Below are 24,932 nucleotides of genomic sequence, written 5' to 3' on the forward strand. Positions count from 1 at the left end.
TGAGGTTGCCGGCCAGCGGCCGACACTACCCACTGCGGATTCCGGCAGTAGATCCACGCCATGCGTGGATGCTTTGGATTCCGGACACGATCATCCACGCATGGCGTGGATCTACTGGGTCCCGATCAGCCGTTGTCGCGCAGGAACCGCGCCATCGACGAGACGCCAGGCACGCGCGGCTCGAACTCGCCGGCCACGTCGATGAAGCCCCGCATCACCGCGATCTCGCGCGGGCTGCGGTTGAGGCTGTCGCGCACTTCCGGATCGGCACCGGCGCGCAGCAGGCGCTGCACCAGCAGCGGCAGACCATGCAGCGCGGCCAGGTGCAGCGGGCCGAAACCGCGCGGATCACGCACGTCCAGGCTCACGTCCTCATCCAGCAGGCGTTCCACCGCCGCCATCACCACCTGCTCGTCGCAGGCGGTACCCGGCTCGGCACGCGCACCCAGCAGCAGCAGCAGCGGCGTGACCGAACCGGCAGCGGCCTGGTCCGGTTCGGCACCGGCCAGCAGCAGGGTGTCGAGCAGGGCCAGCAGGCGCGAGCGGTCGCGGGCACTGAAACCGTACAGCGCGGCACAGTGCAGCGGGCCCAGCTGCTGCGCGTCACCGGCATGCACGTCGGCACCGGCGGTGAGCAGGCGCGCGACGATGTCCGGCAGGCCCAGCGCCGAGGCCAGCATCAGCACGGTCACGCCGCCCGGCAGGCGGTGTTCCAGCTTGGCACCGGCGTCGAGCAGGGCCGAAACGATGTCCACCTGGCGCATGCTGACCGCCGCCGACAGCGGCGTCGCGCCACTGGCAGCGGCGTGCTGCGGATCGGCGCCGCGTGCCAGCAGCAGGTCGGTTACTGCCAGATGGCCACCACCGGCCGCACGCAGCAGCGCGGTGCAGCCCTGTGCGTCGACTGCGTCGACGGCAAATCCCAGATCGATCAGGCGGCGCACCGCATCGACGTCACCGGCCATCGCAGCGGCCGGCAGATCGGCCTCGCGCAGGGTGCGGCGCGGCAACGGCCACACCCGCCAGTCGAGCCAGTCGGCCAGGTCACGGCGACCGATCGACAGCGCCACGCCCAGCGGCGTCTGCCCATCGGCGGCACGTGCTTCCGGCGAGGCACCGTGCTGCACCAGCAGCTTCAGCGCGCCTTCGCGGGCCAATGCGGTGGCCAGATGCAATGCGGTCATGCCATGGCTGTCACGCGCTTCACGATCGACACCGGCCTTGAGCAGGGCCTGCTGCAGGCGCAGCCAGCCCAGGCGCACTGCCAGCGACAACGGCGGGTCACCCGCCGGCGAGGCCGCGAACGGATCGGCACCACGTTCCAGCAGTTCCAGCGCCAGCTGCTCCAGGCCACGGGCCGCCTGATCGTGCTGTGCGCAGGCGGCAAGGAAGCGCGCCAGGCCACCGCGTCCGGCCGGCGACAGGCCGCGCTGCAGCATGACCTGCAGCGCCGGCACCGCATCGATGCCGCGCGACAGCAGCGCGAACATCGGCGTGTCGGAGCAGGCGTCACGCACGTAGGGATCGGCGCCGTGGCCCAGCAGCCAATCGACCGCACGCGGCTCCAGTGCCAGTTCCGGATCGAGCAGCAGGCCACCCAGTTCTTCCGGCTGGCACAGCTTGGCCAGCGCGGCCATGCCATCGGTGTTGCCGAAGCCCAGCGCTTCGCGCAGCAGGGTCAGCGGCGGACGGTCCGGCAGCAGGCCACTGGCGCTGGCGGCTTCGCCGCGCTCGGCCAGGCCATCACTGACGGCGGCCGGCAACGGATAGGACGGGTCCAGCAGGGCCACAATCGCCCAGCGACCGGCTTCGGCGGCGTAGTCCACCGCACGGCGGCCAACCGGATCGGTGGCATCGGCGGCGATGCCCAGCTCGACCAGGCGCTTGATCAGCAATGGCGAGACATCCTCGGCCATCGCCGCCAGCTGCACCGCATTGCGGCCTTCGCCGTCCACCGCAACCAGATCCGGCTTGTGCGGCAGCAGATGCTCGACCACGGCAGCGCGGCCGGCACGGGCCGCTTCCAGCCACGGCGTACGGCCCAGCGCATCGCGCGCTTCCAGATTGGCACCGGCACCCAGCAGCACGCCGATGATCTCGACGTGGCCAGCCAGTGCGGCCTCATGCAGCGCGCTGCGGCGCTGGCGATCACGCGCGTCAGCCCGCGCCTTGTGCTTGAGCAGCAGCTGCACGCCGGCCGGATCGTCGTCTTCGGTGGCGGCCGCGGCCAGCAACACCGGGGTGCCTTCGGCCGGTTCGCTGCGCGCACCGCGTTCGAGCAGGAAGCGGGCCAGGCGCCAGTTGCCGACCTGGCAGGCCACGGCCAGCGGCGACCAGCCCTCGTTGTTCAGCGCGTCGACTTCGGCGGCGGCATCGCGCAGCAGCGCGGCCACGCCCGGGTCGGAACTGCGCGCCGCATGGTGCAGCGGGGTGTTGCCATCGCTGTCGATGGCACGCGAATCGGCACCGTTGGCGAGCAGGGTCATCACCGCTTCGGGACGGCCGTGCCAGCTGTCGCGGGTGGCGGCCAGCAGCGGGGTCATGCCCCGGTGCGGGGCATTCACATCGACGCCGCGGGCGATCAGTTCGCGCAGCAGGCGCAGGTCCGGCAGCACCGCCGCCAGCACCGCCAGGCTGCGCTGGTCGCGCCAGTTCGGGTCCGGCAGCGCATACGGATCGGCACCGGCCTGCAGCAGCTGCAGGCCCCGGTCGATGCGGCCATGGCGGGCGGCTTCATACAGGGCCGGGGTCAGCTCCTGCGGCGCCATCGCCTCCAGCGGCGCGGTTTCGGCCGCAGCGGCGAACATCGGTTCGTGCTCGTTGCCGGCGCTGGCCAACGGGCTCGCGCGCAGCGACACCAAGGGTGCCGGCGCCACCCGCTGCAGCAGCAGGTGCAGCACGGGAGACAGCAGCACCACCGCCAGCGCGGCGGGCCAGCGCGCGCCTTCCGGCAACAGGCCCGGCCAGGCCGGCAGCACCACCAGCGCGGCCAGCGCGATCACCAGCGCGGCGACACCGAGACCGCGCCAGGCGGTCAGGTCGCGTCCGGCCAGCGCCTGCCAATGCTGGGCGAGATTGCCGTCCAGGCGTTCGACATCGTTCCACAGCGGCCAGGTGCGCCAGGCCGCCAGCAGGCCGGCACTGACCAGCACGCTCAGGCCCAGCACCGCGGCCAGGCTGCCGCTGTCACGCAGCGCCGCCAGCGGCCAGGCCAGCAGCAGCGCCAGCAACAGCGGCGCCGCCGTCCACAACGCCAGCAGCGCCGGCAGGTCCTGGCGCGCGACGATCTTCAGCGGCAGCAGCGCTCGGCTGCGACGCCACCACGACACACCCAGCGCGAACGCCGGCTGCGCCAGTGCCGCAAGGATGGCGCCTGGAACGCCGCCCACAGCGGCGCCCAGCGCCAGCACGGCACCGACGGCGAAGGCGATCGACAGGGCGCGCGGACGGGACGTGTCAGTCATAGTGGCGCGGCATCAGGCTGGCCACCGATGGCGGCACCTGCAGGTAGAACCCGCGCTCGCTCATTTCGCTGCGGACCTTTTCCGGATCGGCCTGGGCCAGGCGGCGCTGGGCATCCAGGGCCACGTCCAGGACGAAGGTGAGCGCACCCAGCGAGGTGAGCAGCGGCGCAGGCAGCGCGCTGAAATCATCGCGACGGGGAACGTAGACGTAGGTGTCCGGCTTGAGTTGGCTTTTATAGACGTAGGCGTGCATGTCCGCGGGACGATAACCCGGGAAGAGCCATGATTGTGTCGGAAAGCCGACACCGGGGAAAGCCGTCAGCCGACGATGGCGGCGTGATCGGCGGCGTTTCCCCGGCGGGATTCAGCAATGTGGCGACGGCGTTCAGCCAACGCCGCCGCCACACGGGCGCTTACTTGACCTTGGCGTAGGTGCCCTTCAGCGCGACACCGGCGAGGATCGCACCGGCATAGCATTCGTAGTTGGTGCTGCTCTTGAACTCGTTCTTCTTGTAGTAGCTGACGATGTCGACCACGGCGTTGGCGCCGCGCGACTTGGCACCGTCCTGCAGCGCGCGCAGCGCCGACAGCGCAACCCAGCGGCAAGCCTCGGCGTCGCTCTTGTTGGCGGCGTTGGTCTTCTTGTTGGTCACGTCTTCGCCCAGGCGCTGCTGCACGCTGACCGGCTGGCCGGCCAGGTAGAAGCGGACGCTGCCGTCGATGCCGGCGTCCTTGGCAGCCTGCGAACTGACCAGTTCCTGCAGGGACTGCTCCACGCGGGTATCGCGGGCAGAAGCGGTGGAGGCCAGGGCCAGCAGTGCGGTGGCCGTGGCGATCATCAGGGTGCGGCGCATCGGAACATCTCCTTGTCGAGGGTGCGGGTAGGTTGCGGGAACAGCGGCGGTGGGGCGGTGGATCACTCGCGCCAGCGGCGGAACACCAGCGAGGTGTTGATGCCACCGAAGGCGAAGTTGTTGCTCATCACGTACTCAGCCTGCAATTCGCGACCTTGGCCGGTGATGAAGTCGAGCTGGCCGCAGCGTGGATCGACCTCGGCCAGGTTCAGGGTGGGCGCGAACCAGCCGGCGCGCATCATCTCGATGCTCATCCAGGCCTCGAACGCACCACAGGCGCCCAGCATGTGGCCGACGTAGCTCTTCAGCGAGCTGATCGGCATGCGGCTGCCGAACACCTGCGCGGTGGCCTGGGTCTCGGCGATGTCACCGTGGTCGGTGGCGGTGCCGTGGGCGTTGACGTAGTCGATCTGCGCCGCGTCCAGCCCGGCATCCTCCAGCGCCAGGCGCATGGCCTGGGCCATGGTGTCGGCACTGGGCTGGGTGACGTGCTGGCCATCGCTGTTGGTGCCGTAGCCGACCACCTCGGCAAGGATGGTGGCGCCACGTGCCTGCGCGTGCTCCAGGTCTTCCAGGATCAGCGTACAAGCACCCTCGCCCAGCACCAGGCCATCGCGGCCGGCATCGAACGGGCGCGGCGTGGTCTGCGGCGCATCATTGCGCACGCTGGTGGCGAACAGGGTGTCGAACACTGCCGCGGCAGTGGCATCGAGCTGCTCGGCACCGCCAGCCACCATCACCGTCTGCTTGCCGCTGCGGATCGCTTCGTAGGCCGCGCCCACGCCCTGGCTGCCCGAGGTGCAGGCACTGGAGGTGGTGTAGACGCGCCCGGACAAACCAAAGAACACACCGATGTTGACCGGCGCGGTGTGGCTCATCATCTTCAGGTAGGTGGTGGCACTGATGCCGTCGGTGGTGAACTCGTTGAGCATGCGGCCGAATTCACCGGTGGCCTCGTGGCTGCCCGAGGACGAACCGTAGGCCACGCCGGTACGGCCACTGCGCAGCACCGGGTGCTCGTGCAGGCCAGCCTCGCGCAGTGCCACCTCGGTGGCGCGCACCGACATGATCGCGACCTTGCCCATCGAGCGGGTGGTCTTGCGGTTGTAGTTCGGCGGCAGCTCGAAGTCCTGCGCCGGCGCGGCCAGCTTGGTGTTCAGGCCGGCATAGACATCCCATTCGGGCATCGTGCGCACGGCATTGCGGCAGCTGCGCAGGTGCGCTTCGATGGTCGGCCAGTCGTGGCCGAGCGGACTGATGGCGGCCGCACCGGTGACCACCACGCGACGATCGGCGGCCATCAGAGCATGCCTCCGTTCACCGAGATCACCTGGCGGGTGATGTAGCCGGCCGGCTCGGACAGCAGGAACGCCACCGTGGCCGCCACTTCGTCGGGACGACCGACGCGGCCGGCGGGAATCAGCTTGAGCGCGTGTTCGATCACTTCATCATTGAGCATTTCGGTCTCGATCAGGCCCGGGGCCACGCAGTTGACGGTGATCTGGCGGCTGGCCAGTTCCAGTGCCAGCGCCTTGGTGGCACCGATGATGCCGGCCTTGGCGGCACTGTAGTTGACCTGGCCGCGGTTGCCGGCCAGCCCGGACACCGACGACAGGGTGACGATGCGGCCCGGCTTGCGCCGCCGCACCATCGGCATGATCAGCGGATGCAGCACGTTGTAGAAGCCATCCAGGTTGGTGTGGATGACCTGGTCCCAATCCTCCGCCGACAGCGCCGGGAAGGCGCCATCACGGGCGATGCCGGCATTGCAGACCACGCCGTAGTACGCGCCGTGCGCTTCGACATCAGCCTCCAGCGCGGCGCGTGCGGCCTCGCGGTCGGCTACGTCGAACGCCAGCACGCGGGCCTGCTGGCCCAAGGCCTGGATCTCGGCCATCACTGCCTGTGCCTCTTCCAGGCGGCTGCGGCAATGCACCACCACGTCGAAGCCATCGCGCGCGATGCGCAGCGCGATGGCCCGGCCGATGCCCCGGCTGGCGCCGGTCACCAGCACGCTTCGATTCCCTGTCATGCCTGTCCACTCTCCAGATAGGCCATCGCGTCGGCCGGTTCGAACACCGACACGTTGGCTGTCGCCCATTCGTCCTCGCCCGCCAGGATGCGGCAGGCGAACATCCCCAATCCATTGTCACCCAACAGCTCGCAGCGCGCCTGTACGCGCAGCCGCGAACCGCTGGGGAAGCTGCTGCGCGCGCTGCTGTAGCGGCGGCTGCCGAGCAGGAAGCCCAGCTGCGGCGGCTTGCCGGCCGCACGCGCGCGGCAGCCGGCCCAGGCCGCGATGGCCTGCGCCATGTATTCGATGCCGACCCACGCCGGCACTTCGCCGTTCTCCACGAACAGGCCGGATTCGGGCACCACCAGTTCAGCCTCGAGGGTGTCCTGGTCCCACTGCGTGATGCGCTCCAGCAGGCACATGTCCTGGCGGTGCGGCACCACGTCCTCGATCGCGTACAGCGTGTTCATCGACGCTCCAGTGCCAGCACGGCATTGCTGCCGCCGAAGGCGAACGAATTGCTCAGCACCCGCCGCGGCGCCTGCGCCAGGCAGGAGCCCGGCGCGACCAGCGGCAGCACCGGCAGTGCGGGGTCGGGCACGCCGTCCCACCAGTGCGGCGGCAGCTGCTGCTGTGGGTTCTCGGCCAGCAGGATCCAGCACAGCGCCGCCTCGATCGCGCCCGAGGCACCCAGCGTATGGCCGGTCAGCGGCTTGGTCGAACTGGCCGGCACGCCATTGCCCAGCACCTGCGAGACCGCCAGGCTTTCCATCGCATCGTTGTGCCCGGTGGCGGTGCCATGCAGGTTCACGTAATCCACTTCGTCGGCGCCCCAGCCGGCGCGCAGCAGCGCCTGCTGCAGGGCGTCGATGGCCCCCATCCCCTGCGGATCGGGGGCGGACATGTGATGGGCATCGGCCGATTCGCCCCACCCGGCCAGGCACACCGGACCCGGCTCGCGGGTAAGCAGGAACAGCGCGGCGCCCTCGCCGATGTTGATGCCGGAGCGGTGCTGCGAGAACGGATTGCAGCGCAGTGCCGACACCGATTCCAACGCGCTGAAGCCGGCCACGGTGAAGCGGCACAGCGAATCGGCACCGCCGGCAATCACCGCATCGACGATGCCGGCGCGCAGCATCCGGGCGGCCGACATCAGCGCCTTGGCGCTGGACGAGCAGGCGGTGGACAGGGTCCATGCCGGCCCCTGTGCACCACTGCGCTGGCGCACGAACTGCGCGGCGGTGCCCATTTCCTGCTGGGCGTAATCGAAGCCCTGCGGCCACTGGCCCTGTTCGGCGTGGGTGCGCAGGGCCTGCTCGGATTCACCAATGCCCGAGGTGCTGGTGCCCAGCACCACCGCCACACGCTCGGCACCATGGCGGGCGATCGCGGCGGCCACCGCTGGTGCGATCTGCGCCAGTGCCACGTCCAGCAGGGCGTTGTTGCGCCCGCGCAGGGCCACCGGCAGGTCCTCCAGCGCCGGCAGCGGCGTGCGCACCTCTCCCAGCGCCAGGGTGCGCCCCGGCAGCAGGCTGTCGTTGTCGCTGAGCCCGCCCGGCACATCCGCGAACATCGCCGACGCGACCGCGGCGCGGCCATCGCCGAGCGCGCAGACTACGCCCAGGTCGTTCAGGTAGATCGGTGCACTCATCGGTCCTGCCCGGCCATGTCGATCGATTCGATGCGCAGCGCATAGCCTTCGGCGCGGTTGTCCAGCTGCACGCTGCCATCGTCCAGGCGCTGCAGCTGCAGCCACACCGTGCCGTTGCGCGACAGGCTGCGCTGCCGGCCGTCATCGCTGACCTGCCAACCTGCCGGCAACGCGGCGGCAATGGCCGCGGTCGGCCACAGCGCGAACTGCAGGTCATCCAGCACACGCTCGGCACGTACCTGCGGCGGCAGCCACGGTGCGCGCTGCTGGGTCAGCTGCTGGCCGTCCCACTGCAGGCGCACGCCGGTCTGGCCCATCGCCTGCACCGCCAGCTGCACCTGCTGCGCATCGGCTTCCAGCAGAGCATCCAGGTCGCGCTCATGCGTACCGAAACGGAAATGCAGCTGCTGCTGCAATGCCAGCGGCGCCGGCAGGCTGGCCGGCGACAGGCGCAGCGGCGGCAGTTCCACCAATGGCTTGGGCATGCGGCCGGCACAGGCGGCCAGCAGCAGGCACAGCAGCACGGCCGCGGTACGGGCGATCAGGCGCTGCACAGCTGCTCCAGCACGCGCATGCGGCGGCCGCTTTCGTCGGCCACATACGGGTTGTTGGTGTCCCAGGCGTAGCCGGCCAGGATGGAACTGATCATGTCGCGTACTTCGGGCTGCTGCTGCGGGTGGTAGATGATCTTCTGGAAGCCGCCCTCGTACCAGCTTTCAACGAAGCGGCGGAAGGTCTTCACGCCGGCACGCAGCGGGATCGAGAATTCAGCTTCCCAGTCGACGGTTTCGCCGGCATAGCGGCGCGCCAGGCATTCGCTGGCCAGCTGCGCGGACTTGAAGGCGATGGTGACGCCGGAGGAGAACACCGGGTCAAGGAACTCGCCGGCATTGCCCAGCAGGGCGTAGCCCGGGCCCCACAACGAGCTGACATTGGCCGAGTAACCGGTGATGCGACGCACCGGCAGCACCGCCCATTCGGCGTTGGCCAGCAGCCGGGTCAGGTGGGGTCCTCGCCAACGATGGCCTGCAGCTTCTGCAGGTCGTCGCCTTCGTAGCGTTCGAAGAACGACGGCTCGGCGACCACGCCCAGCGAGCAGCAGCCGTTGGAGAACGGGATGGTCCAGTACCAGACGTCGATGTGCTCGGGATGGGTGGTGATCAGGATCTTGTTGCGATCGAAGTCCGCTTCAGCCGGAATGTTGTCGCGCACGTGGCAGAAGATCGCGCCGCGCACCGGGAAGTTGGACGGCGATTCCAGCTGCAGCAGGCGCGGCAGCAGGCGTGCGAAACCGGATGCATCGAGGATGAAATCGGCTTCGATGCGGTACTCGCTGCCGTCCGGACGGCGCACGGTCACCGCCGGCTGCTCGCCCGGCTCGACCGCAAGCACTTCATCGCCGAAGCGCAGCGTGGTGCCCATGCGTTCGGCGCCGCGCGCCAGCACGTTGTCGAAGTCGGCGCGCTGCACCTGGTAGGTGGTGCCCCAACCTGGCGAGAACTTCTTCCTGAAGTCGAACGCGGTGCGCGCCTCGCCATGCACGAACGCGGCACCGTTCTTGTGCTGGAAGCCCGCTTCGACCACGTCCTGCAGCAGGCCTGCCGCTTCGATGTACTCCATGCTCTGCGGCAGCAGGCTTTCACCGATCGAGAAGCGCGGGAACTGCTGGCGCTCCAGCATCAGCACCTGGCGGCCCTGCTGGCGCAGCATCGCCGCGGCCACCGAGCCGGCCGGGCCCGCGCCGATGATCAGGATTTCAGTACGTTCGACAGCATCCACAGCAGTATTCATCGGTGCGTCCTTGTTGCTCGATCAGGTGGAAAGAAGGAAGTCGGAAGACAGGTTCAAGCTGGCGGCAGGTCATGTGGCGGCGGCCGGAACAGCGGCGAGATCAACCAGACCAGGCCGATGCCGAACAGCAGGGTCAGGCCGAACGCGCGCAGCGCCGGGGTCTGCGACAGGCCCAGCAGGCCGAACGACAGCCAGGTGCTGGCCGCGCCCACGCACACTGCCAGCCAGGCGCTGGCATCGCCACGGTGCTCGATCAGGAAGATGCCGTAGTCGATGCCCATGCCCAGCAGCAGCATCAGTGCCAGCACGTTGAACAGCTGCAGCGGCTGGCCGAACAGGCCCAGCAGGCCCAGGGTCAAGGCACCGGCAATCAGGGTCGGCGCGAACACGCGCCAGGCCTGGCGGCGGTAGCGCAGCCACAGCGCGCCGAACACCAGCGCGATGCCGACCAGCAGCAGCCCACCCATCAGCTTGCGGTAGTGACCCAGCAGCGTGGAGAAGTCGGCGGTGCGGTCCACCCAGCGCACACCCGGCAGGCCTTCGGCCGCACCCTGCAGGGTGGCCAGCGCATCGGCGCGCGACAGGTCATCGACCATCACCACGCTGATCATCTGCCCACCGACCTCGCCCACCCACAGATGACGGAACGGCTGCGAGGCCGGCGAGGCCAGGAAGGCTTCGGCGCTGAGCGGCGCTGCCGCGAACTGCGGTCGCTGCAGCGGCTCGCCCACGGCCTCGGACACGGCTGACAGCACGCCGGGTTCCACCTTCGCGGTCAGCGCGGCATCGGCCTGCTGCCGCGACGGCGACGGCAGCCAATCGCTGATCGCGCGATAGCCACCAATGCGCTTGTCGTTGGCCAATACACGCAGGCGTTCGGTCAGCGCTTCTTCGCGCTGCAGCAGCTGCGCGGCATCGGCACCCTGCACCAGGTAGAACTGCGCCGGGCTGGGCATGCCCAGCAACTGGCTCAGGCGGATCTGCTGCGCCATCAATGCCGGCGGCGACGACTGCAGGCTGCGCAGGTCGTCGTTGCTCTGCAGGCGCGCGATGCCGATGGCAGACAGTGCCAGCGTGATCACCACGAACATCGTCACCGCGCGGCGGCCATGCAGGCGCGGGAAACGCTCCAGCGTGTTGCCCAGCCACTGCGAGAAGCGGGTCTGGCGGATCTCGCCACCATCCAGCCACGGGAACCAGAAGATCACCGTGAGGAAGGCGGCAGCCAGGCCGACCACCGAGAACAGCGCCATCTGGCGCAGGCCCGGGAACGGGGCCAGGCCCAATGCCAGATAGGCCAGCGCACTGGTCAGCAGGGCCAGCCACAGGCCAGGCAGCAGATGCCGCAGCAGTTTCCAGCGACGATCGGCCGGCTCGGCCTGGCGCGAGGCGAACCAGTGAATGCCGTAATCCTCGGCCACGCCCACCAGCGACGCACCAAACACCAGAGTCAGCACGTGCACCTTGCCAAACACCAGCACGGTCACTGCCAGCGCCACGCCACAGCCGATCAGCAGTGAGGCGGCGACCAGCAGGATCGGCCGCAGCGAGCGGAATGCCAGCCACACCAGCAGCAGCACCGCCGCCAGCGACCCCCAACCGATGGTGTTGATCTCCTGGTTGGCCTGCACCGCGGCCGCTTCGGCGTGCAGTGGCACGCCGGCATGCAGGATCTCCAGATCCGGAGCGGCCGCTTTTGCTGCCTGCCCGGCACGTTCCAGCAGGCCATCGAGATGGCGTTCGCCGTCGAGCTGGAACGCCGAACCCGGCGTGTCGAACTGCAGCGCGGCCCAATGCTTGTCCTCGGCTTCGAGCAGGCCGTCATCGCCCAGCCGCAGTCCCGACCCCTGCGCCTGCTGCTGCCACCATTGCGGCCACAGCGACAACGGGTCCTGCCGCCAGTCGGTCAGGCGCGGCGCGCCCATCGGGCCGTACAGCGCGGCCAACGCCTGTTCGGCCAGCGCGCCCGGCTCGCTGCCCTGCAGCTGCTCGCGCTGGGCCGGGGTCAGCAGGCGGTCACGGTACGGCGCGTAGAACGCGCGCGCCTCATCGAACCAGCCTTCGATCGAGCCGCTGGGTACCAGCAGGGCGTGATCGGCGTCCTTGGCCATGGCTGCAGCAAACGCGGCCTGCGCACGCTTGGCGGCGGCGCCGTCCTTGCTGCCCAGCAGCACCACCACCTGCCGCGAACTGCCATCGGCGATGCGCCGGGTGACATCGCTCAACAGACGGTCGTGTGCATCCTGCGGCAGCAGGGCGAGGATGTCGGTGTCGATCCTCGATTGCTGGCTCCACAGGTGCCACTGCTGCGCGCCCAGTACCACCAGCACCAGCAGCCAGGCGATGCCCAGCCAGTGCCACCAGCGCCGCAACCGGTCCGGTGTGTTCGATGCCGCGGCCTCACTCAAAGCGGCGGGCCTCGTCGGCATTGAGCGTGGCCGGCGTCTCGCTCAACGCGCTGAACTGGATCTGCGTGCGGTCCTTGTTGGCCTCCACGATCTCGACCTGGCGCACGTAGCGGTCGCCCTGCAGGGTCAGCGATTCGAAAGCCTTGGCCAGCATCGCCGACTTCGGCGTCAGGCGCAGCCGCCAGCCTTGTCCTTCACGGCTGGCCGCCACGTTGAACTGGCTGGACAGCGCCTGCACGTCGCCACTCATCAGCGCGAACATGATCGCGTTCACCGAACGCATCGCCGGTTGCTGCCGTGCATCGAGTTCGACGCGGGTGCTGCCATCGCGCTGGCGGCTGAGGATGCGGTCGGCGGTGACCACCACCTCGGAGGGGAACGGCTTGAGCGTGGACCAGATCACGCCGTGCTGGCGCGCGACCACGAACCGGCCCTGAGAACGCAGCGGGTTCTTGAAGCCGCTGACCTGCTTTTCCTGGCTGAACTGGCCACGCAGCACATCCGGCCGCGCCACCGCCTGGGTGATCGCATCGATGGCGGGGTCGGCCGCCTGCACCAGCGGTGCGGCCACCAGCAGCAGCGCGCACAGCAGCGCACGGGCGAAACGGTTCGCTCGGTTCATGGCGCAGGCACTCCCAGGCGTTCCCACAGCACCGGCGGGCACTGGTACAGCATTTCCTTGCTGGCAGCGTCCACCGCAACCTGGATGGTCATCGCGCGGGTCAGCACCTGGCCGCTCTGCGCATCGAGAATCTCGTACTCGATCTTCAGCCGGTTCTCCCATTCCACGATGCGCGCGATCACGCGCAGGGCCTGGTTGAACAGCAACGGACGCACGTACTTCACCCGCGCATCGACCACCGGCCACAGGTAGCCCGATTCAAGCATCTGCGGGTAGTCGTAGTCGTAGCGGCCGAGCAGCGCGCAGCGCGCGATCTCGAAGTACTTGAAGTAGTTGCCATGCCAGACCACGTTCATCGGATCGCAGTCATGGAAGGCGGGGGTCAACGCAATCTCGCCAACCCGTTCAATGGCCTCATTCACCGGCATACAGCTCCCAACGTTGCGCGCGGATCTCCACCAGCAGTTCCCGCAGTTCGCGATCCAGCGCGCGGTCTTCTTCAACCAGGGCGATGCGCTGCCCCAGGTCGGCGTACATGTCGGCCAGACTGCCATGCAGCTGCGCGTTCAGGCCAACCCGTTCGCGCAGCGCCAGGCCCTGGCGGGCAGCGACCAGCATCGCGGCCACCACCTGTTCAGTCAGCTCGATCACGCGCAGGCAATCGCGCGCGGCAATGGTGCCCATGCTGACCTTGTCCTGGTTGTGGCATTCGGTGGAACGCGAGAACACGCTGGCCGGCATGGTCTGCTTCAGCGCTTCGGCGGTCCAGGCCGAAACGCTGATCTGCAGCGCCTTCAGGCCATGGTTGATGGCTGCGCGCGGGCCGGTGGCCGCCGACAGGTTGGCCGGCAGGCCATGGTTGTAGCGGGCGTCGACCACCAGCGCCAGCTGCCGGTCGAGCAGATCGGCGACGTTGGCCACGGTGTTCTTCAGGGTGTCCATCGCCAGCGCGATGTGGCCGCCGTAGAAGTGGCCGCCGTGCAGGATGCGCTCGCCATCGGCGTCGATCAGCGGGTTGTCGTTGGCGCTGTTCAGCTCGGTTTCGATCAGCTGGCGCAGGAACGGCAGGCTGTCTTCCAGCACGCCGATCACATGCGGCGCGCAGCGCAGCGAGTAGCGGTCCTGCAGGCGCTGTTCATTGCGCGGCGGACGCTCGCTGTGCAGGTCGCTGCGCAGGCGCGCGGCGATGCGGCCCTGGCCCGGGTGCGGCTTGGCGGCGAACAGGGTTTCGTCGAAGTGATGCGCGTTGCCGTCGCTGGCCAGCACGTTGAACGCAGTCAGCCGCGTGGCCATGCGCGCAAGGTAATCGGCGCGCTGCCAGGCCAGGCATGCCAGGCCGGTCATCACCGCGGTGCCGTTCATGATCGCCAGGCCTTCCTTCGGTCGCAGCTTCAGCGGGGTCATGCCGATCTTCGCCAGCACATCCGCCGCCGGCTGCACGCGGCCGTCGTGCAGCACCTCGCGCTCGCCGCACAGCACAGCGGCCACGTACGACAGCGGGGTCAGGTCGCCACTGGCACCGACCGAGCCTTCGGCCGGAATCATCGGCAGTACATCGTGCTGCAGCAGCGTGGCCAGGCCTTCCAGCAGCGGCACACTGACACCGGACATGCCGCGCACCAGCGACGCCAGGCGCGCGGCCAGTACCGCACGGGTCTCGACCGGGTCCAGGTAACGGCCCAGGCCACAGCCGTGGTAGGTGTACAGGTGGTGCGGCAGCTCAGCCACCAGCGCCGGCGGGATGTTCACCGTGCACGAGTCACCGTAGCCGGTGGTCACGCCATAGATCACGCCGTCCTCGCGCAGCAGGCGGTCGAGGAAGTCGGCACCGCGCTGGATGTGCGCGCGGAACGCCGGCGCCTCGCTCAGTGCGGCCTCGCACTGGCGCTGGGCCAGAGCAACCACGTCTTCAATGGTCAACGGTGCATCGCCAAAGCGGCACACGGGTACGGCGTCAGTCATCATGCGGAGCCTGATCCCAGAAGGGGAAGAAGTTGAACCAGTCCAACGGGGACTGGATGACCTGGAGTTCCAGCCAGCGCGCGAAGCGCTGTGCCTGTTCGGCCAGCGCGGCATCGCGCGAGCCACGCGGCAGCACGATGCGTTCGACGAACTGTTCAAACGCCACGCGATAGCCCTCGCCCTGGTGCAGGCAGGCCATGGTGTAGACCGGGCAGCCCAGCGCGGCGGCGAGCACGTAGGCACCGATCGGGAACGGGGCGCGGTGGCCAAGGAAATCGGCAGTGACGCTGCGGCCGCCCTGCACCGGCGTGCGGTCGCCGACGATGGCGACGAAGCCACCGGCCGCCACGCGCTCTGCCAGCATCACCGCCGTGGCCGGGCCCATTTCGGTTACCTGCACCAGCTCCACCGCCGCCAGCGGGTCCAGCCGCTGCAGCAGGCGGTTGAAGCGCTGCGCATGCGCGGTGTGCACCAGCACGGTGATGCGGAACCCCGGCACCTGTTCGGCCAGTACCTGGCACAGCTCCAGGCAGCCGATGTGCGCGGTCAGGATCAGCCCGCCCTCGCGGCGCGCGATCTTTTCCAGCACCAGGTCGCGATGCAGGTGGATGCGTTCGGCCGGATAGCGTCCGCCCAGGCCGAGGATCTTGTCCAGCATCGTGTCGGCAAACGCGAAGAAGTGGCGCAGGCTGTCACGCCGGGTCGGCGCGCGACCCAGCGCACCGCTGTGCGCCTGCAGGCGCTGCAGGTACTGCATCGAGGCCTGGCGGCCAACGCGGTTGCCCAGCCAGTGGCAGGCCACCACCGGCCACACGCACAGGCGGAACGGCCAGCGCCCGAACCAGCGGTGCACCCAGCACAGGAACAGCACGCCGGCCACCGAGGTGGATTCGCCGATGTCGGCCCAGTGCGGGGCCCCCTGCGCGGCCGCCATCTCAGCGCTGCCCCCGCAGGCGGCGCCACAGCAGGCGCGGTGCGCGCCAGAGCATGCCGAAGAACAAGCGGGTGTGCATGCGGCTGATGCGCACGTTGTCGCGCCACACATCGAAGTGCGAGACGCCATCGGATGGATAGGTCACGCGCGTGGCCAGGTGCTCGACCGGCAGGTGCCGCCAGTACAGGCGCACCATCACTTCGGTATCGAAATCCATGCGCCGGCCGATGGTTTCTTCACCGATCAGGCGCAGCACCGGCGGCAGCGGATACACGCGGAAGCCGCACATGGTGTCGCGCAGATGCAGCGACAGCGTGTTGATCCAGACCCAGATGTGGGTCGCGTAGCGGCCATACAGGCGCGCCTTGGGAACGCTGGCGTCGTAGGCCGGAATGCCACAGATCACCGCCTCGGGATGGGCGCGCGCCGCTTCGATGAAGCGTGGCAGATCGCGGGCATCGTGCTGGCCGTCGGCATCGATCTGCAGCACGTGGCTGTAGCCTCGCGCGCCGGCTTCGGCGAAACCGGCCAGCATCGCCCCGCCCTTGCCCTGGTTGACGTCCAGGCGCAGCAGGTCGACGCCCTGGCGCTGTGCCAGCGAACGCAATGCTGCCGCGCACGCCTCATGCGAGCCATCGTCGATCAGCAGGCATGGCAGGCCGGCGGCCTGCACGCCGTCGACCACCGCCGCGATGGCGTGCTCGTGGTCGTAGACGGGAATCACCACCAGTGGCGCGAACGCGGCACCGGCAACGGCCGGATCAGTCCGCATCGGCGAAGACCACTTTGCCGCTGGCATGCACACCGTGGCTGGAGGTGTAACGGAAGGCCATCACGTTGCGTGCGGCATCCCAGTCCAGCTGCAGGGTCAGCTCATCGCCCGGGCGGGCCACGTGCTGGAACTTCACCGCATCCATGCGCAGGAACACTGCCGGCATGGCGAACACCTGGCGGCCAAACCGCACCGCCCAGTCCAGCTGCGCCACGCCGGGCAGGATCGCCGCCTGCGGGAAGTGGCCCTGGAACGGCCGCAGCGCCGGGTCCAGGGTCATCCGCAACGTGGCGCTGGCCGCATCGCGGTGATCCCAGACCGGCACCGGCATCAGCGGCTGGAACAGCGCTGCCAGTGCCGCCTGGGTGACTTTGCCCTGTGCGTTGATCGGCAGCGCCGGCACCAGCCGCCAGCGGCGCGGCCGGGTGACCGCGTCATGAGCCTGTGCCAGGCGTGTGCCAAGGCGCTGGCCCAGCGCGCGGCGCGCGGCCTCACCGCCCTCCAGCAGCGTCGGGTCGGCCGGTACCACCACCGCGGCCAGCTGCTCGCGCTGCCCGGGCAGCACCAGCACGCGCACGTCATCCACTTCGGCGTCTTCGCGCAACGCACGTTCCAGTGCATCCAGCGAAACGCGGCGCTCTTCAATCTTGACGATGCGGTCGGCGCGGCCCAGCAGGCGGAAGCGGCCATCGGCCAACGCTTCAACGCGGTCCTGGGTACGCCACCAATCCGGGGTTTCCAGATGTGCGGAGGCCACCGCCAGGCAGCCCTCCTCGATGCGCCACTGCACGCCGGGCAGCGGCTGCCACGGCGGCAGGTCGGTGTCCCAGCGGCGCCAGGCGATGCCGCCGGTCTCGCTGCTGCCATAGACCTCGGTCGGTGCCACGCCGAGCCACTGCCGCACCTGGCGTGCGGCTTCTTCCGGCAGCGGGCCGCCAGAGGAGAATACCGCGCGCAGGCGGCCATGCAGGCTGGCCCAGTCGAGCTGCTCGGGCAGGCGCTTGAGGTGGGCCGGGGTCGCGACCAGCACCGTATCGGTACCGGCCAGCGCACCCACCAGATCTTCGTGGAAGAACCGGCGTGGATGGATCAGGCGGCCGGCAGCCAGCGGCCACAGCACGCGGAACAGCAGGCCATAGATGTGCTGGTGCGACACCGTGCCATGCACCTGCACGCCTTCCAGCTGCGTGCCGAACGCAGCCTGCAGTGCGTCCACCTCGCGCGTCAGCTGGTCCATGCGCTTGTTGATCGCACTGGGCTGTCCGGTGCTGCCGGAGGTGAACACGCACAGCTCGCAGGCGCGCTCGTCCAGCGCCTGAAGACCCTCGTCCGGTGCGGCGTCCAGCGCCGCCAGCGGACGATAATCGGCGGACACGTCGCCTGCGAAACCACTCACCTGCGGCTGCAGCGCCTGCAGCGTGGCCGGCAGGTTGTCGGCAGCCAGGAACACCCGCTTGCCGGCATGCCAGGCACCGAACAACGCAGCGGCAAAGGCCACCGCATCATCGAAATACAGGGCCCAGTCACGGCCTGCGGCCGCCGCAAACGCGGCGCGCCAGGCCAGTACGCGCTGGCGGAAGCGGGCGTGGTCGATCACCTCGCCATCGCAGACGCCAACACTTCGATGCGGCCGCGCCTCCAGCAGCAACCGGTCCAGGGCAATCCACTCAGCCATGCGCGTGCGCCGCCTTCACCCGCCGCCGCACCAGCCACTCACCTGCGAACAACACGCCCATCATCACGTACGCCAACAATCCGTTGTAGAGCATCCAGACCCGGTCCGACGCGTACAGCGCGGTCAGCAGGGCCAGGCTGCCGTTGAGAACGAAGAAGCCGCACCACACCTGGGTGACGCGGCGGGTATAGGCCACCGCGAACGGGGGCAGGTCCGGTTCCTGCAGCCGTGCCAGGCGTTCCACCAGCGGCGGGCCGAAACGCAGGCTGGTGCCGAATACCGCCAGCATCACTGCGTTGACCAGCGCCGGGTACAGCTTCAGCGGCAGGGCCTGGTTGAGCACAGTGGCCAGCACCGCCAGCAGGCCGGTGCCGGCGGCCGCAGCCCACCACAGCGGCTGGCGCGTACTCAGCGCGCGCAGCAGGGCCAGGGTGAACAGCAGCAGCGACAGCCAGCGTGGCTCGAAGCGGCCCATCGCCAGGTACACCAGCACCGGGTAGGCCAGCGAGATCGCAGCCACCACGACCGTGCGTGCGCGTGCCATGGTGGAGCCGCCGACGCTGCGGTCAGGCGGCTGCCTGGTCCGGCAGCAGCCTGTGCACCACATCGACGATGTCCTGCACGGTACGCACAGCCTTGAACGCTTCCGGCTGCAGGTTGCGGCCGAGCAACGGCTTCAGCTGAACGATCAGGTCGACCGCGTCGATGCTGTCGATGTCCAGGTCGTCGTACAGGCGGGCCTCGGGGGTGATCCGGGCGGTTTCGATCTCGAAGCTGTCGGTCAGGATGCTGACGATGCGTTCGAACAGTTCATTCTTGGTCATGGCAGGTCCTGGCACCGTTACGACTGGCGGGCGGCGACGAACTCGCCGAGCGCGCGCACGCTGGAGAAATGGCGACGGGTTTCTTCCGAATCGGCCGAGAGGCTCACACCGTACTTCTTCTGCAGCGCCAGGCCCAGCTCCAGCGCGTCGATCGAATCCAGGCCGAGGCCCTCGACGAACAGTGGGGCGGTCGGATCGATGTCCTCCGGCGTGATGTCCTCCAGCGAAAGGGAGGAAATGATCAATTCCTTGATCTCGTGCTCAAGTGCTTGCACGGTTCGGATCTCCAGACAGGTCGAAATAACGAGAAAGGTGCTCGGTGACGCGACGGGCTGCCAGGGCATCCCCCCTTGGCGAGTCGTCTTCGGCCAGAAATGGCGCGATCGGGATATCTTCGCCGATCTGCAGCCGAACGTGAAAGCGACGTGAGGGGACACGATACCACTTCTGCCCCTTGGTCAACGTGGGCGGGCTGCAGGTGATCCGCACCGGGGTGACGTCCAGGCGACCCCGTACGGCGATGTTGGCGGCCCCGCGCTGCAGCCGCGGCGGCTGGCCCGGCACGCTGCGGGTGCCCTCCGGGAAGATCACCAGGGTGCCGCCGGCATGTACCGCCGCCACGCAGTCATCGACCAGGCCGGCGCCATCGTCATTGGAGATGTAGCCGGCGGCCCGTACCGGGCCACGCATGAACGGGTTGCAGGCCACGGCCCGCTTCACCACGCAGTCGGCGTTGGGCAGCAGCGAGATCAGGCAGACCACGTCGATCAGGGTCGGGTGATTGGCCAGTACCAGCAGGCCGTCGCGCTGCAGGCGTTCACCGCCCTCGATCTCGTAGGTCATCACCCCCAGCCCGCGCATCAACCGCAGATGGCTGGCGAAGGCGGCCTGGACCACGCGGCGGGCCCGGCGGCGGCGGACCACCGGGTCGCGCATCAGCAGCAGCACCGGCATCACCAGCACGCCCAACAGCAGGCCGCCCAGGCCAAATGCGACAAAGCTCAGGCCGGTGCCAAACACCCGCCAGGCATGGTCGAGGCGGCGCAGCAGCTCAGCCACGGCGGCTCCAGCGCCAGCGCTGGCCGTGGGCCACGTGTTCCAGCGCCGGCGCGCCGGACAACAGGAACCGGTGCAGGTCCAGCGCATGCGGCAGCAGGCCGGGCGCAGTGCTGGCCTGGGCGTCGGCCGGCTGCCACTGCAGCGACAGCGTCGGTCGGCCCTCTGTCGGGGCGGTCAGGCGCCAGCACCAGGCAAAGAACGGATCGGGTTCGTCGGCGAACGTCGCGTAAATGTCCGGAAGTGGCGACTCATAGACCACCACCCGCACCTCGCGGGCGCCGTCGGCCAGCAGGCCGACGGCCTCCAGGCAAGCCGTCTCCACCGTGGCCTGGCCCGCCGCCAGCGCCAGGTAGTTGCCGCGGTGGCCGCGGGCGATGGAATACAGCGCGGCAATCGCGTTGTGCACGGACAGGCCGAATCCGGTCGGCGACAACGGCTCATTGGCGGCCAACGCACCCAACAGGTCCATCGAACGGGCCACGTCGCCGTGGCGGCTGGCGAACACCAGCGGCACGTCACTGTCGGCGCCCTGCCCGTCCTCGCACCAGCACGCGGCCTGGATCGCCATCCGGCCAAGCCGCTCGATGCGGCGGCGCTGCATCGCCGGCACTTCGGCCAGCGCCGGCGTGTCCGCGCCGTGCGGCAGGTACGGCGCATCGGCCCAGCCCAGCCACTGGCTACGCTCGCTCAGGCCGGGCGCCCAGGCAGCCCAGTCGACGATGGAGAATTCGATCATTTAGCGATGGTGCTTCAACGGGAGAACGATAGGCACGAGCCATTACGGCGACGCGCGGCGGCCCCCCGTTCCTGCAGCCGTGCGTCCGTCCAGGACGTCGCCGGCTGCCCCCCTGGCCGCCGGAAAGGAGCGCACGCTAGCACGTCCCGCGCAGGGTGTGCAGGTTTCACATTCCCCAACACGGGGCCCGGCACCGGCAGGCCCCGTCTTCAATCGATCAGTGGTAACCGGTGTCGGCGTGCACCTTGCCGCGGAATACCCGGTAGGACCACGCCGTATAGCCGAGGATGACCGGCAGCAATATGACCAGCCCGACCAGCGTGAAGCCCAGTGACGACGCCGGCGCGGCGGCCTGCCACAAGGTCATCGACGGTGGCAGCAGATAGGGCCACATGCCCAGCACCAGGCCGAGGAAGCCGAGCACGAACAGGGCCAGGCTGAGCAGGAATGGCGGCAGGTCGCGGCGCGGGTGGGTGGCACTGCGCCACAGCGCGGCGGCTACCGCCAGGGTCAGCAGCGGCACCGGCGACAGCCACCAGAAGTTGCCGTCGCTGAACCAGCGCGCCATCAGGCGCGAATCGAGGAACGGCAGCCAACTGCTGACCAGGCCCATCGCCGCGATCACCGCCACGACCAGTGGCCGGGTCATCTGCCGCGCCAGCGCCTGCACGCGACCTTCGGTCTTCAGGATCAGCCAGGTGCTGCCCAGCAGCGCATAGCCGGCCACCAGCGCGGCACCGGTCAGCATCGCGAACGGGCTGAACCAGGCAAACGGCCCGCCCTGATAGACACCGTCCACCAGCGGGATGCCCTGCACCAGGGTGCCGAGGATCACGCCCTGGGCAAACGTGGCCAGCAGCGAACCGAGGCCGAACGCCACGCTCCACAGCCGGCGCGAACGATGCGCCTTGAAACGGAATTCGAAGGCCACGCCGCGGAACACCAGCGCCACCACCAGCAGCAGCACCGGCAGGTACAGCGCCGACAACAGCACCGCATACGCCTTGGGGAAGGCCGCCAGCAGGCCGGCGCCGCCCAGCACCAGCCAAGTCTCGTTGCCGTCCCAGATCGGCGCGGCAGTGTTCATCATTAGGTCCAGTTGTTCCTCGTCCTCGGCGAACGGGGCAAGGATGCCGATGCCGAGCACGAAGCCGTCCAGCACCACGTACATCAGCACGCCGAAGCCGATCACCGCGAACCACGCCACCGGCAGCCAGGTCATCAGGTCCATGTCAGCGCTCCTCCAGCGGTTCGTCGGCGGCCGACAACGGACGTGCCGGGGTATGGCTGCCGTGGTCCAGCGATGGCCCCTCGGCATACGGCTGCGGCCCATGGCGCAGGATCTTCACCAGGTACCAGATGCCCCAACCAAATACGAATGCGTAGCCGACCACGTAGACACCCAGCGACAGCGCGGTCATCCACGCGCTCTGTGGGCCGACCGCATCAGCGGTGCGCAGAACGCCATAGACCACCCACGGCTGGCGCCCCATCTCGGTGACGAACCAACCCGACAGCAGTGCGATGAAACCGCTGGGCAGCATCCAGTTCCAGCCGCGCAGCAGCCACGGCGAATCCAGCAGCTTCCTGCGCCACAGCTGGAAAGCCGACACCCAGGCCAGCAGCAGCATCAGCGTGCCCAGCCCAACCATGATGCGGAAGGCGAAGAACACCGGCGTCACCGGCGGCCGCTCGCTGGCCGGCACCGAGGTGAGCGGATCGAAGGTGCCGTCCAGGCTGTGGGTGAGGATCACGCTGCCCAGCTTCGGAATCGCCACTTCGAAGTCGTTGCGCTCTTCCTTTTCGTTCGGCAGCGCGAACACCACCAGCGGCACGCCCTCGCCTTCCTGGGTTTCATGCCAGTGCGCTTCCATCGCCGCGATCTTCATCGGCTGATGCTTGAGCGTGTTCAGGCCATGCATGTCGCCGACGAAGATCTGTACCGGCACCGTCAGCGCCGCGAACGCCACCGCCGCGATCAGCATGCGCCGTCCGGCCTCGACATGTGTGCCCTTGCGCAGGTACCACGCGCCCACGCCACCGATCACGAAACAGGTGGTGATGAACGAGCCCAGCGCCATGTGCGCCAGGCGATAGGGGAACGAGGGGTTGAACACCACCTGCCACCAGTCCACCGGATGCACGATGCCGTTGACCATCTCGTAGCCGGCCGGTGTATGCAGCCAGCTGTTGGACGACAGGATCCAGAACGTGGAGAACAGCGTGCCCAGCGCCACCATGCAGGTGGACAGGAAATGCAGGCGCGGCGAGACCCGGCCCCAGCCGAACATCATCACGCCGAGGAAGCTGGCTTCCAGGAAGAACGCGGTCAGCACCTCGTAGGTCAGCAGCGGTCCGATGACCGTGCCGGCCACCTCGCTCAGCCGTGGCCAGTTGGTGCCGAACTGGAAGGCCATGACGATGCCGCTGACCACGCCCATGCCGAACGACACGGCGAAGATCTTCTGCCAGAAGAAATACAGCTCGCGCCACACGGGCAACTTCGTGCGCAGCCACCGCCATTCGATGAAGGCCAGCCAGCTGGCCGTACCGATGGTGAAGGCGGGGAACAGCACGTGGAAACTGATGACGAATCCGAACTGGATCCGGGACAACAACAACGCGTCCAAGGGACGCCTCCTGCCTGTGACCGGTGGGATACCGGACCACTTTAGGAGGATTTCGTTAAGGTGGGATGCGACCGGGTGACGCGCTGCTTCACTTTGTCGCAGGGGTCAACCGTTCTGGTAGCTGCCAACCTTGGTTGGCACACACGCCCAGACGCCGACCAAGGTCGGCATCTACCAACAGCGACTGGAGCGGCCCACCGCCCGGAGGGTGCCTCAGTGCCAGAAATACCAGACAGCTGCCGCCACCAACGCCCCCAACAACACCACCTGCACCACCACATAGCCCACGCCACTATCGCGCGATTCAGCGGCAATGCGCTTCTGCAGCGCCTCGCTCACATCCGGCGTTTCTTCCTGCTGTGTCTGCTCACGCAACGCCTGCGCCAGCGCGCGTTCTTCCGCATCGCGAGGGTCGGTCGATGGGCTCACAGCAGTTCTCCGGCGGCGGCATGCCGCGTCAGTTCCTGCTTCAGGACCTGGCGCGCGCGGTGCAGGTGGCTCTTGATGGTACCGCGTGCCAGCCCGGTCACCTGCTCGATCTCGACCAGGTCGAAGTCCTCCAGGTAGTGCAGGCCGACGATCAGGCGCTGCGGTGCACTCAACCGCTCCAGCGCCACGCCCAGATGGCGCCCCGCCTGCAGCGCCTCGCTCAGTTCAGCCGGCCCCGGTCCTTCATCGCCGATTCCCAGTTCCTCCGGCACCTCCACCGCCACCATCCATTGCGCCTCCAGCCGCCGCCGGCGCAGGTGCTGCAGCGCGGTGGTGTAGGCCACCCGGGAAACCCAGGTGCGCAGCGAGGATTCAAAACGAAAGCGGTGCAGCTGGCGGAACACGGCCAGGAAGGTCTCCTGCAGCAGGTCGGCCACCTGATCGCGGTCGCCCACCATGCGCCCGATCACATGTGCGCAGGTGCGCTGGTGGGTCTCGACCAGCTGCGAAAACGCCGCCTGCGAGCCATCGATGATGGCCCGCACCAGGGCCTGGTCCGCATCCAGCGGTGCGGCGGGTGCCGCCGTCGCCGCTGCATCGTGGCGGCGACGGCCCCGCAGTGCCGACAATGCTTCGCCGAGCAGGCTCATCTGCGGGGCGCCCCCTGTGCCCGTGACATGGGCCGGCTCAGCCCTTGCGTGCGGCGGGGCGGGTGAAGTGCCAGGCCAGCAGCTGGCCCAGGCCAGCACTGCCGACCAGCGCGGCGGCGGCACCGAAGGTCAGGTCACGGGCACCGATGGCTTCCAGCAGGGCCATGGCCAACGCCAGGCAGACCAGGCTGATGCCCCAGCGCAGCGCCCCCTGGCGGCGGCGTTCTTCTTCCAGCACGGCCAGCGAGCGGATCACTTCCTCCGGCACGTGCGGGGCCACCAGCTTGCTGCGGGCGCGGGCATCGGCAATGGCGTGGATCGCATAGGCGATGCAGATGAAGAGGGTGATCGGGATCAGTTCCTGCATGGTCGGGCTCCTGTTCGGTGGATGATGCGGGTTCAGAAGAATGGATGCGCAACCCCGGCCACCGGTTGCACCACTTTGCCAATCCCGCCG

At 68.9% G+C, this 24,932-nt stretch carries 25 protein-coding genes and 1 pseudogene; all 26 read right to left on the reverse strand.

Annotated elements, in window-relative coordinates:
* Positions 1–125: 125 nt before the first annotated feature.
* The 26 genes and pseudogenes from ACZK45_RS21070 to ACZK45_RS21195 all read right to left on the reverse strand — a co-directional run bounded on the left by ACZK45_RS21070 (position 126) and on the right by ACZK45_RS21195 (position 24,842).
* The gene (locus ACZK45_RS21070) at positions 126–3,464 is read right to left on the reverse strand and encodes an ankyrin repeat domain-containing protein (protein ID WP_125893369.1); all 3,339 of its coding nucleotides are present in this window, start codon (positions 3,462–3,464) and stop codon (positions 126–128) included.
* Positions 3,457–3,717 carry a YcgL domain-containing protein gene (locus ACZK45_RS21075; RefSeq protein WP_180837874.1) on the reverse strand — a complete coding sequence of 87 codons (261 nt, stop codon included), beginning with the start codon at positions 3,715–3,717 and terminating at the stop codon, positions 3,457–3,459. The genes ACZK45_RS21070 and ACZK45_RS21075 overlap by 8 nt, the downstream gene beginning before the upstream one ends.
* A gap of 160 nt (positions 3,718–3,877) precedes the next feature.
* Positions 3,878–4,318 (reverse strand): hypothetical protein, encoded by a 441-nt coding sequence (locus ACZK45_RS21080; RefSeq protein ID WP_010482305.1) that lies wholly within the window; start codon positions 4,316–4,318, stop codon positions 3,878–3,880.
* 62 nt (positions 4,319–4,380) lie between these two features.
* Positions 4,381–5,619 carry a beta-ketoacyl-ACP synthase gene (locus ACZK45_RS21085; protein WP_032129167.1) on the reverse strand — a complete coding sequence of 413 codons (1,239 nt, stop codon included), beginning with the start codon at positions 5,617–5,619 and terminating at the stop codon, positions 4,381–4,383.
* The gene (locus tag ACZK45_RS21090) at positions 5,619–6,350 is read right to left on the reverse strand and encodes a 3-ketoacyl-ACP reductase FabG2 (RefSeq protein WP_049398676.1); all 732 of its coding nucleotides are present in this window, start codon (positions 6,348–6,350) and stop codon (positions 5,619–5,621) included. Before ACZK45_RS21090 ends, ACZK45_RS21085 begins: the two co-directional genes overlap by 1 nt.
* Complete coding sequence (locus tag ACZK45_RS21095) at positions 6,347–6,802, reverse strand: hotdog family protein (RefSeq protein ID WP_032129169.1); 456 nt, start codon at positions 6,800–6,802, stop codon at positions 6,347–6,349. Before ACZK45_RS21095 ends, ACZK45_RS21090 begins: the two co-directional genes overlap by 4 nt.
* Positions 6,799–7,983 (reverse strand): beta-ketoacyl-[acyl-carrier-protein] synthase family protein, encoded by a 1,185-nt coding sequence (locus ACZK45_RS21100; RefSeq protein ID WP_049424190.1) that lies wholly within the window; start codon positions 7,981–7,983, stop codon positions 6,799–6,801. The genes ACZK45_RS21095 and ACZK45_RS21100 overlap by 4 nt, the downstream gene beginning before the upstream one ends.
* Positions 7,980–8,537, reverse strand: a complete 558-nt coding sequence (locus tag ACZK45_RS21105) for a DUF3261 domain-containing protein (RefSeq protein WP_478445218.1) — start codon at positions 8,535–8,537, stop codon at positions 7,980–7,982. The genes ACZK45_RS21100 and ACZK45_RS21105 overlap by 4 nt, the downstream gene beginning before the upstream one ends.
* Positions 8,525–9,774: pseudogene (locus ACZK45_RS21110) on the reverse strand (NAD(P)/FAD-dependent oxidoreductase). The gene ACZK45_RS21105 and the pseudogene ACZK45_RS21110 overlap by 13 nt, the downstream one beginning before the upstream one ends.
* Before the next feature lie 53 nt (positions 9,775–9,827).
* On the reverse strand, positions 9,828–12,203 hold the full coding sequence (locus ACZK45_RS21115) for an MMPL family transporter (protein ID WP_478445219.1): 2,376 nt from the start codon (positions 12,201–12,203) through the stop codon (positions 9,828–9,830).
* Complete coding sequence (locus ACZK45_RS21120; RefSeq protein ID WP_285301500.1) at positions 12,175–12,804, reverse strand: outer membrane lipoprotein carrier protein LolA; 630 nt, start codon at positions 12,802–12,804, stop codon at positions 12,175–12,177. Before ACZK45_RS21120 ends, ACZK45_RS21115 begins: the two co-directional genes overlap by 29 nt.
* Positions 12,801–13,232 carry an acyl-CoA thioesterase gene (locus ACZK45_RS21125; protein ID WP_126929826.1) on the reverse strand — a complete coding sequence of 144 codons (432 nt, stop codon included), beginning with the start codon at positions 13,230–13,232 and terminating at the stop codon, positions 12,801–12,803. The genes ACZK45_RS21120 and ACZK45_RS21125 overlap by 4 nt, the downstream gene beginning before the upstream one ends.
* Positions 13,219–14,769, reverse strand: a complete 1,551-nt coding sequence (locus ACZK45_RS21130; RefSeq protein WP_478445220.1) for an HAL/PAL/TAL family ammonia-lyase — start codon at positions 14,767–14,769, stop codon at positions 13,219–13,221. The genes ACZK45_RS21125 and ACZK45_RS21130 overlap by 14 nt, the downstream gene beginning before the upstream one ends.
* Positions 14,759–15,700, reverse strand: coding sequence for an LpxL/LpxP family acyltransferase (locus tag ACZK45_RS21135; protein WP_293793775.1), 942 nt, complete (start codon positions 15,698–15,700; stop codon positions 14,759–14,761). Before ACZK45_RS21135 ends, ACZK45_RS21130 begins: the two co-directional genes overlap by 11 nt.
* A 1-nt stretch (position 15,701) precedes the next feature.
* Complete coding sequence (locus ACZK45_RS21140; protein WP_478445221.1) at positions 15,702–16,472, reverse strand: glycosyltransferase family 2 protein; 771 nt, start codon at positions 16,470–16,472, stop codon at positions 15,702–15,704.
* Positions 16,462–18,147 (reverse strand): ApeI family dehydratase, encoded by a 1,686-nt coding sequence (locus tag ACZK45_RS21145; protein WP_125893355.1) that lies wholly within the window; start codon positions 18,145–18,147, stop codon positions 16,462–16,464. The genes ACZK45_RS21140 and ACZK45_RS21145 overlap by 11 nt, the downstream gene beginning before the upstream one ends.
* Entirely contained in the window at positions 18,140–18,691 is a 552-nt protein-coding gene (locus ACZK45_RS21150; RefSeq protein WP_012512473.1) for a COG4648 family protein, read from the reverse strand. The genes ACZK45_RS21145 and ACZK45_RS21150 overlap by 8 nt, the downstream gene beginning before the upstream one ends.
* 22 nt (positions 18,692–18,713) lie before the next feature.
* Complete coding sequence (locus tag ACZK45_RS21155; protein ID WP_006402206.1) at positions 18,714–18,971, reverse strand: acyl carrier protein; 258 nt, start codon at positions 18,969–18,971, stop codon at positions 18,714–18,716.
* 17 nt (positions 18,972–18,988) lie between these two features.
* Positions 18,989–19,246, reverse strand: a complete 258-nt coding sequence (locus ACZK45_RS21160) for a phosphopantetheine-binding protein (protein WP_005411610.1) — start codon at positions 19,244–19,246, stop codon at positions 18,989–18,991.
* On the reverse strand, positions 19,233–20,030 hold the full coding sequence (locus ACZK45_RS21165) for a lysophospholipid acyltransferase family protein (RefSeq protein ID WP_006402207.1): 798 nt from the start codon (positions 20,028–20,030) through the stop codon (positions 19,233–19,235). The genes ACZK45_RS21160 and ACZK45_RS21165 overlap by 14 nt, the downstream gene beginning before the upstream one ends.
* Positions 20,023–20,766: a beta-ketoacyl synthase chain length factor gene (locus tag ACZK45_RS21170; protein WP_478445222.1), complete on the reverse strand. Its 744-nt coding sequence runs from the start codon at positions 20,764–20,766 to the stop codon at positions 20,023–20,025. The genes ACZK45_RS21165 and ACZK45_RS21170 overlap by 8 nt, the downstream gene beginning before the upstream one ends.
* A 217-nt stretch (positions 20,767–20,983) precedes the next feature.
* The gene (gene cydB / locus ACZK45_RS21175; protein ID WP_005414876.1) at positions 20,984–21,997 is read right to left on the reverse strand and encodes a cytochrome d ubiquinol oxidase subunit II; all 1,014 of its coding nucleotides are present in this window, start codon (positions 21,995–21,997) and stop codon (positions 20,984–20,986) included.
* Position 21,998: 1 nt separating this feature from the next.
* Complete coding sequence (locus tag ACZK45_RS21180) at positions 21,999–23,396, reverse strand: cytochrome ubiquinol oxidase subunit I (RefSeq protein WP_121504130.1); 1,398 nt, start codon at positions 23,394–23,396, stop codon at positions 21,999–22,001.
* Between the two features lie 213 nt (positions 23,397–23,609).
* On the reverse strand, positions 23,610–23,825 hold the full coding sequence (locus tag ACZK45_RS21185) for a hypothetical protein (protein WP_125893349.1): 216 nt from the start codon (positions 23,823–23,825) through the stop codon (positions 23,610–23,612).
* Entirely contained in the window at positions 23,822–24,475 is a 654-nt protein-coding gene (locus ACZK45_RS21190; RefSeq protein WP_180837868.1) for an RNA polymerase sigma factor, read from the reverse strand. The genes ACZK45_RS21185 and ACZK45_RS21190 overlap by 4 nt, the downstream gene beginning before the upstream one ends.
* 37 nt (positions 24,476–24,512) lie before the next feature.
* Entirely contained in the window at positions 24,513–24,842 is a 330-nt protein-coding gene (locus tag ACZK45_RS21195) for a hypothetical protein (protein WP_005414880.1), read from the reverse strand.
* Positions 24,843–24,932: the final 90 nt, after the last annotated feature.

The organism is Stenotrophomonas sp. 63632_Sma (genome assembly GCF_056482875.1).

Excerpts from the sequence above, each read along its gene's own strand:
- ACZK45_RS21070 (WP_125893369.1), bottom strand. The coding sequence starts at position 3,464 with ATGACTGACACGTCCCGTCCGCGCGCCCTGTCGATCGCCTTCGCCGTC.
- ACZK45_RS21075 (WP_180837874.1), bottom strand. The coding sequence starts at position 3,717 with ATGCACGCCTACGTCTATAAAAGCCAACTCAAGCCGGACACCTACGTC.
- ACZK45_RS21080 (WP_010482305.1), bottom strand. The coding sequence starts at position 4,318 with ATGCGCCGCACCCTGATGATCGCCACGGCCACCGCACTGCTGGCCCTG.
- ACZK45_RS21085 (WP_032129167.1), bottom strand. The coding sequence starts at position 5,619 with ATGGCCGCCGATCGTCGCGTGGTGGTCACCGGTGCGGCCGCCATCAGT.
- ACZK45_RS21090 (WP_049398676.1), bottom strand. The coding sequence starts at position 6,350 with ATGACAGGGAATCGAAGCGTGCTGGTGACCGGCGCCAGCCGGGGCATC.
- ACZK45_RS21095 (WP_032129169.1), bottom strand. The coding sequence starts at position 6,802 with ATGAACACGCTGTACGCGATCGAGGACGTGGTGCCGCACCGCCAGGAC.
- ACZK45_RS21100 (WP_049424190.1), bottom strand. The coding sequence starts at position 7,983 with ATGAGTGCACCGATCTACCTGAACGACCTGGGCGTAGTCTGCGCGCTC.
- ACZK45_RS21115 (WP_478445219.1), bottom strand. The coding sequence starts at position 12,203 with ATGCCGACGAGGCCCGCCGCTTTGAGTGAGGCCGCGGCATCGAACACA.
- ACZK45_RS21120 (WP_285301500.1), bottom strand. The coding sequence starts at position 12,804 with ATGAACCGAGCGAACCGTTTCGCCCGTGCGCTGCTGTGCGCGCTGCTG.
- ACZK45_RS21125 (WP_126929826.1), bottom strand. The coding sequence starts at position 13,232 with ATGCCGGTGAATGAGGCCATTGAACGGGTTGGCGAGATTGCGTTGACC.
- ACZK45_RS21130 (WP_478445220.1), bottom strand. The coding sequence starts at position 14,769 with ATGATGACTGACGCCGTACCCGTGTGCCGCTTTGGCGATGCACCGTTG.
- ACZK45_RS21135 (WP_293793775.1), bottom strand. The coding sequence starts at position 15,700 with ATGGCGGCCGCGCAGGGGGCCCCGCACTGGGCCGACATCGGCGAATCC.
- ACZK45_RS21140 (WP_478445221.1), bottom strand. The coding sequence starts at position 16,472 with ATGCGGACTGATCCGGCCGTTGCCGGTGCCGCGTTCGCGCCACTGGTG.
- ACZK45_RS21145 (WP_125893355.1), bottom strand. The coding sequence starts at position 18,147 with ATGGCTGAGTGGATTGCCCTGGACCGGTTGCTGCTGGAGGCGCGGCCG.
- ACZK45_RS21150 (WP_012512473.1), bottom strand. The coding sequence starts at position 18,691 with ATGGCACGCGCACGCACGGTCGTGGTGGCTGCGATCTCGCTGGCCTAC.
- ACZK45_RS21155 (WP_006402206.1), bottom strand. The coding sequence starts at position 18,971 with ATGACCAAGAATGAACTGTTCGAACGCATCGTCAGCATCCTGACCGAC.
- ACZK45_RS21170 (WP_478445222.1), bottom strand. The coding sequence starts at position 20,766 with ATGATCGAATTCTCCATCGTCGACTGGGCTGCCTGGGCGCCCGGCCTG.
- cydB (WP_005414876.1), bottom strand. The coding sequence starts at position 21,997 with ATGGACCTGATGACCTGGCTGCCGGTGGCGTGGTTCGCGGTGATCGGC.
- ACZK45_RS21190 (WP_180837868.1), bottom strand. The coding sequence starts at position 24,475 with ATGAGCCTGCTCGGCGAAGCATTGTCGGCACTGCGGGGCCGTCGCCGC.
- ACZK45_RS21195 (WP_005414880.1), bottom strand. The coding sequence starts at position 24,842 with ATGCAGGAACTGATCCCGATCACCCTCTTCATCTGCATCGCCTATGCG.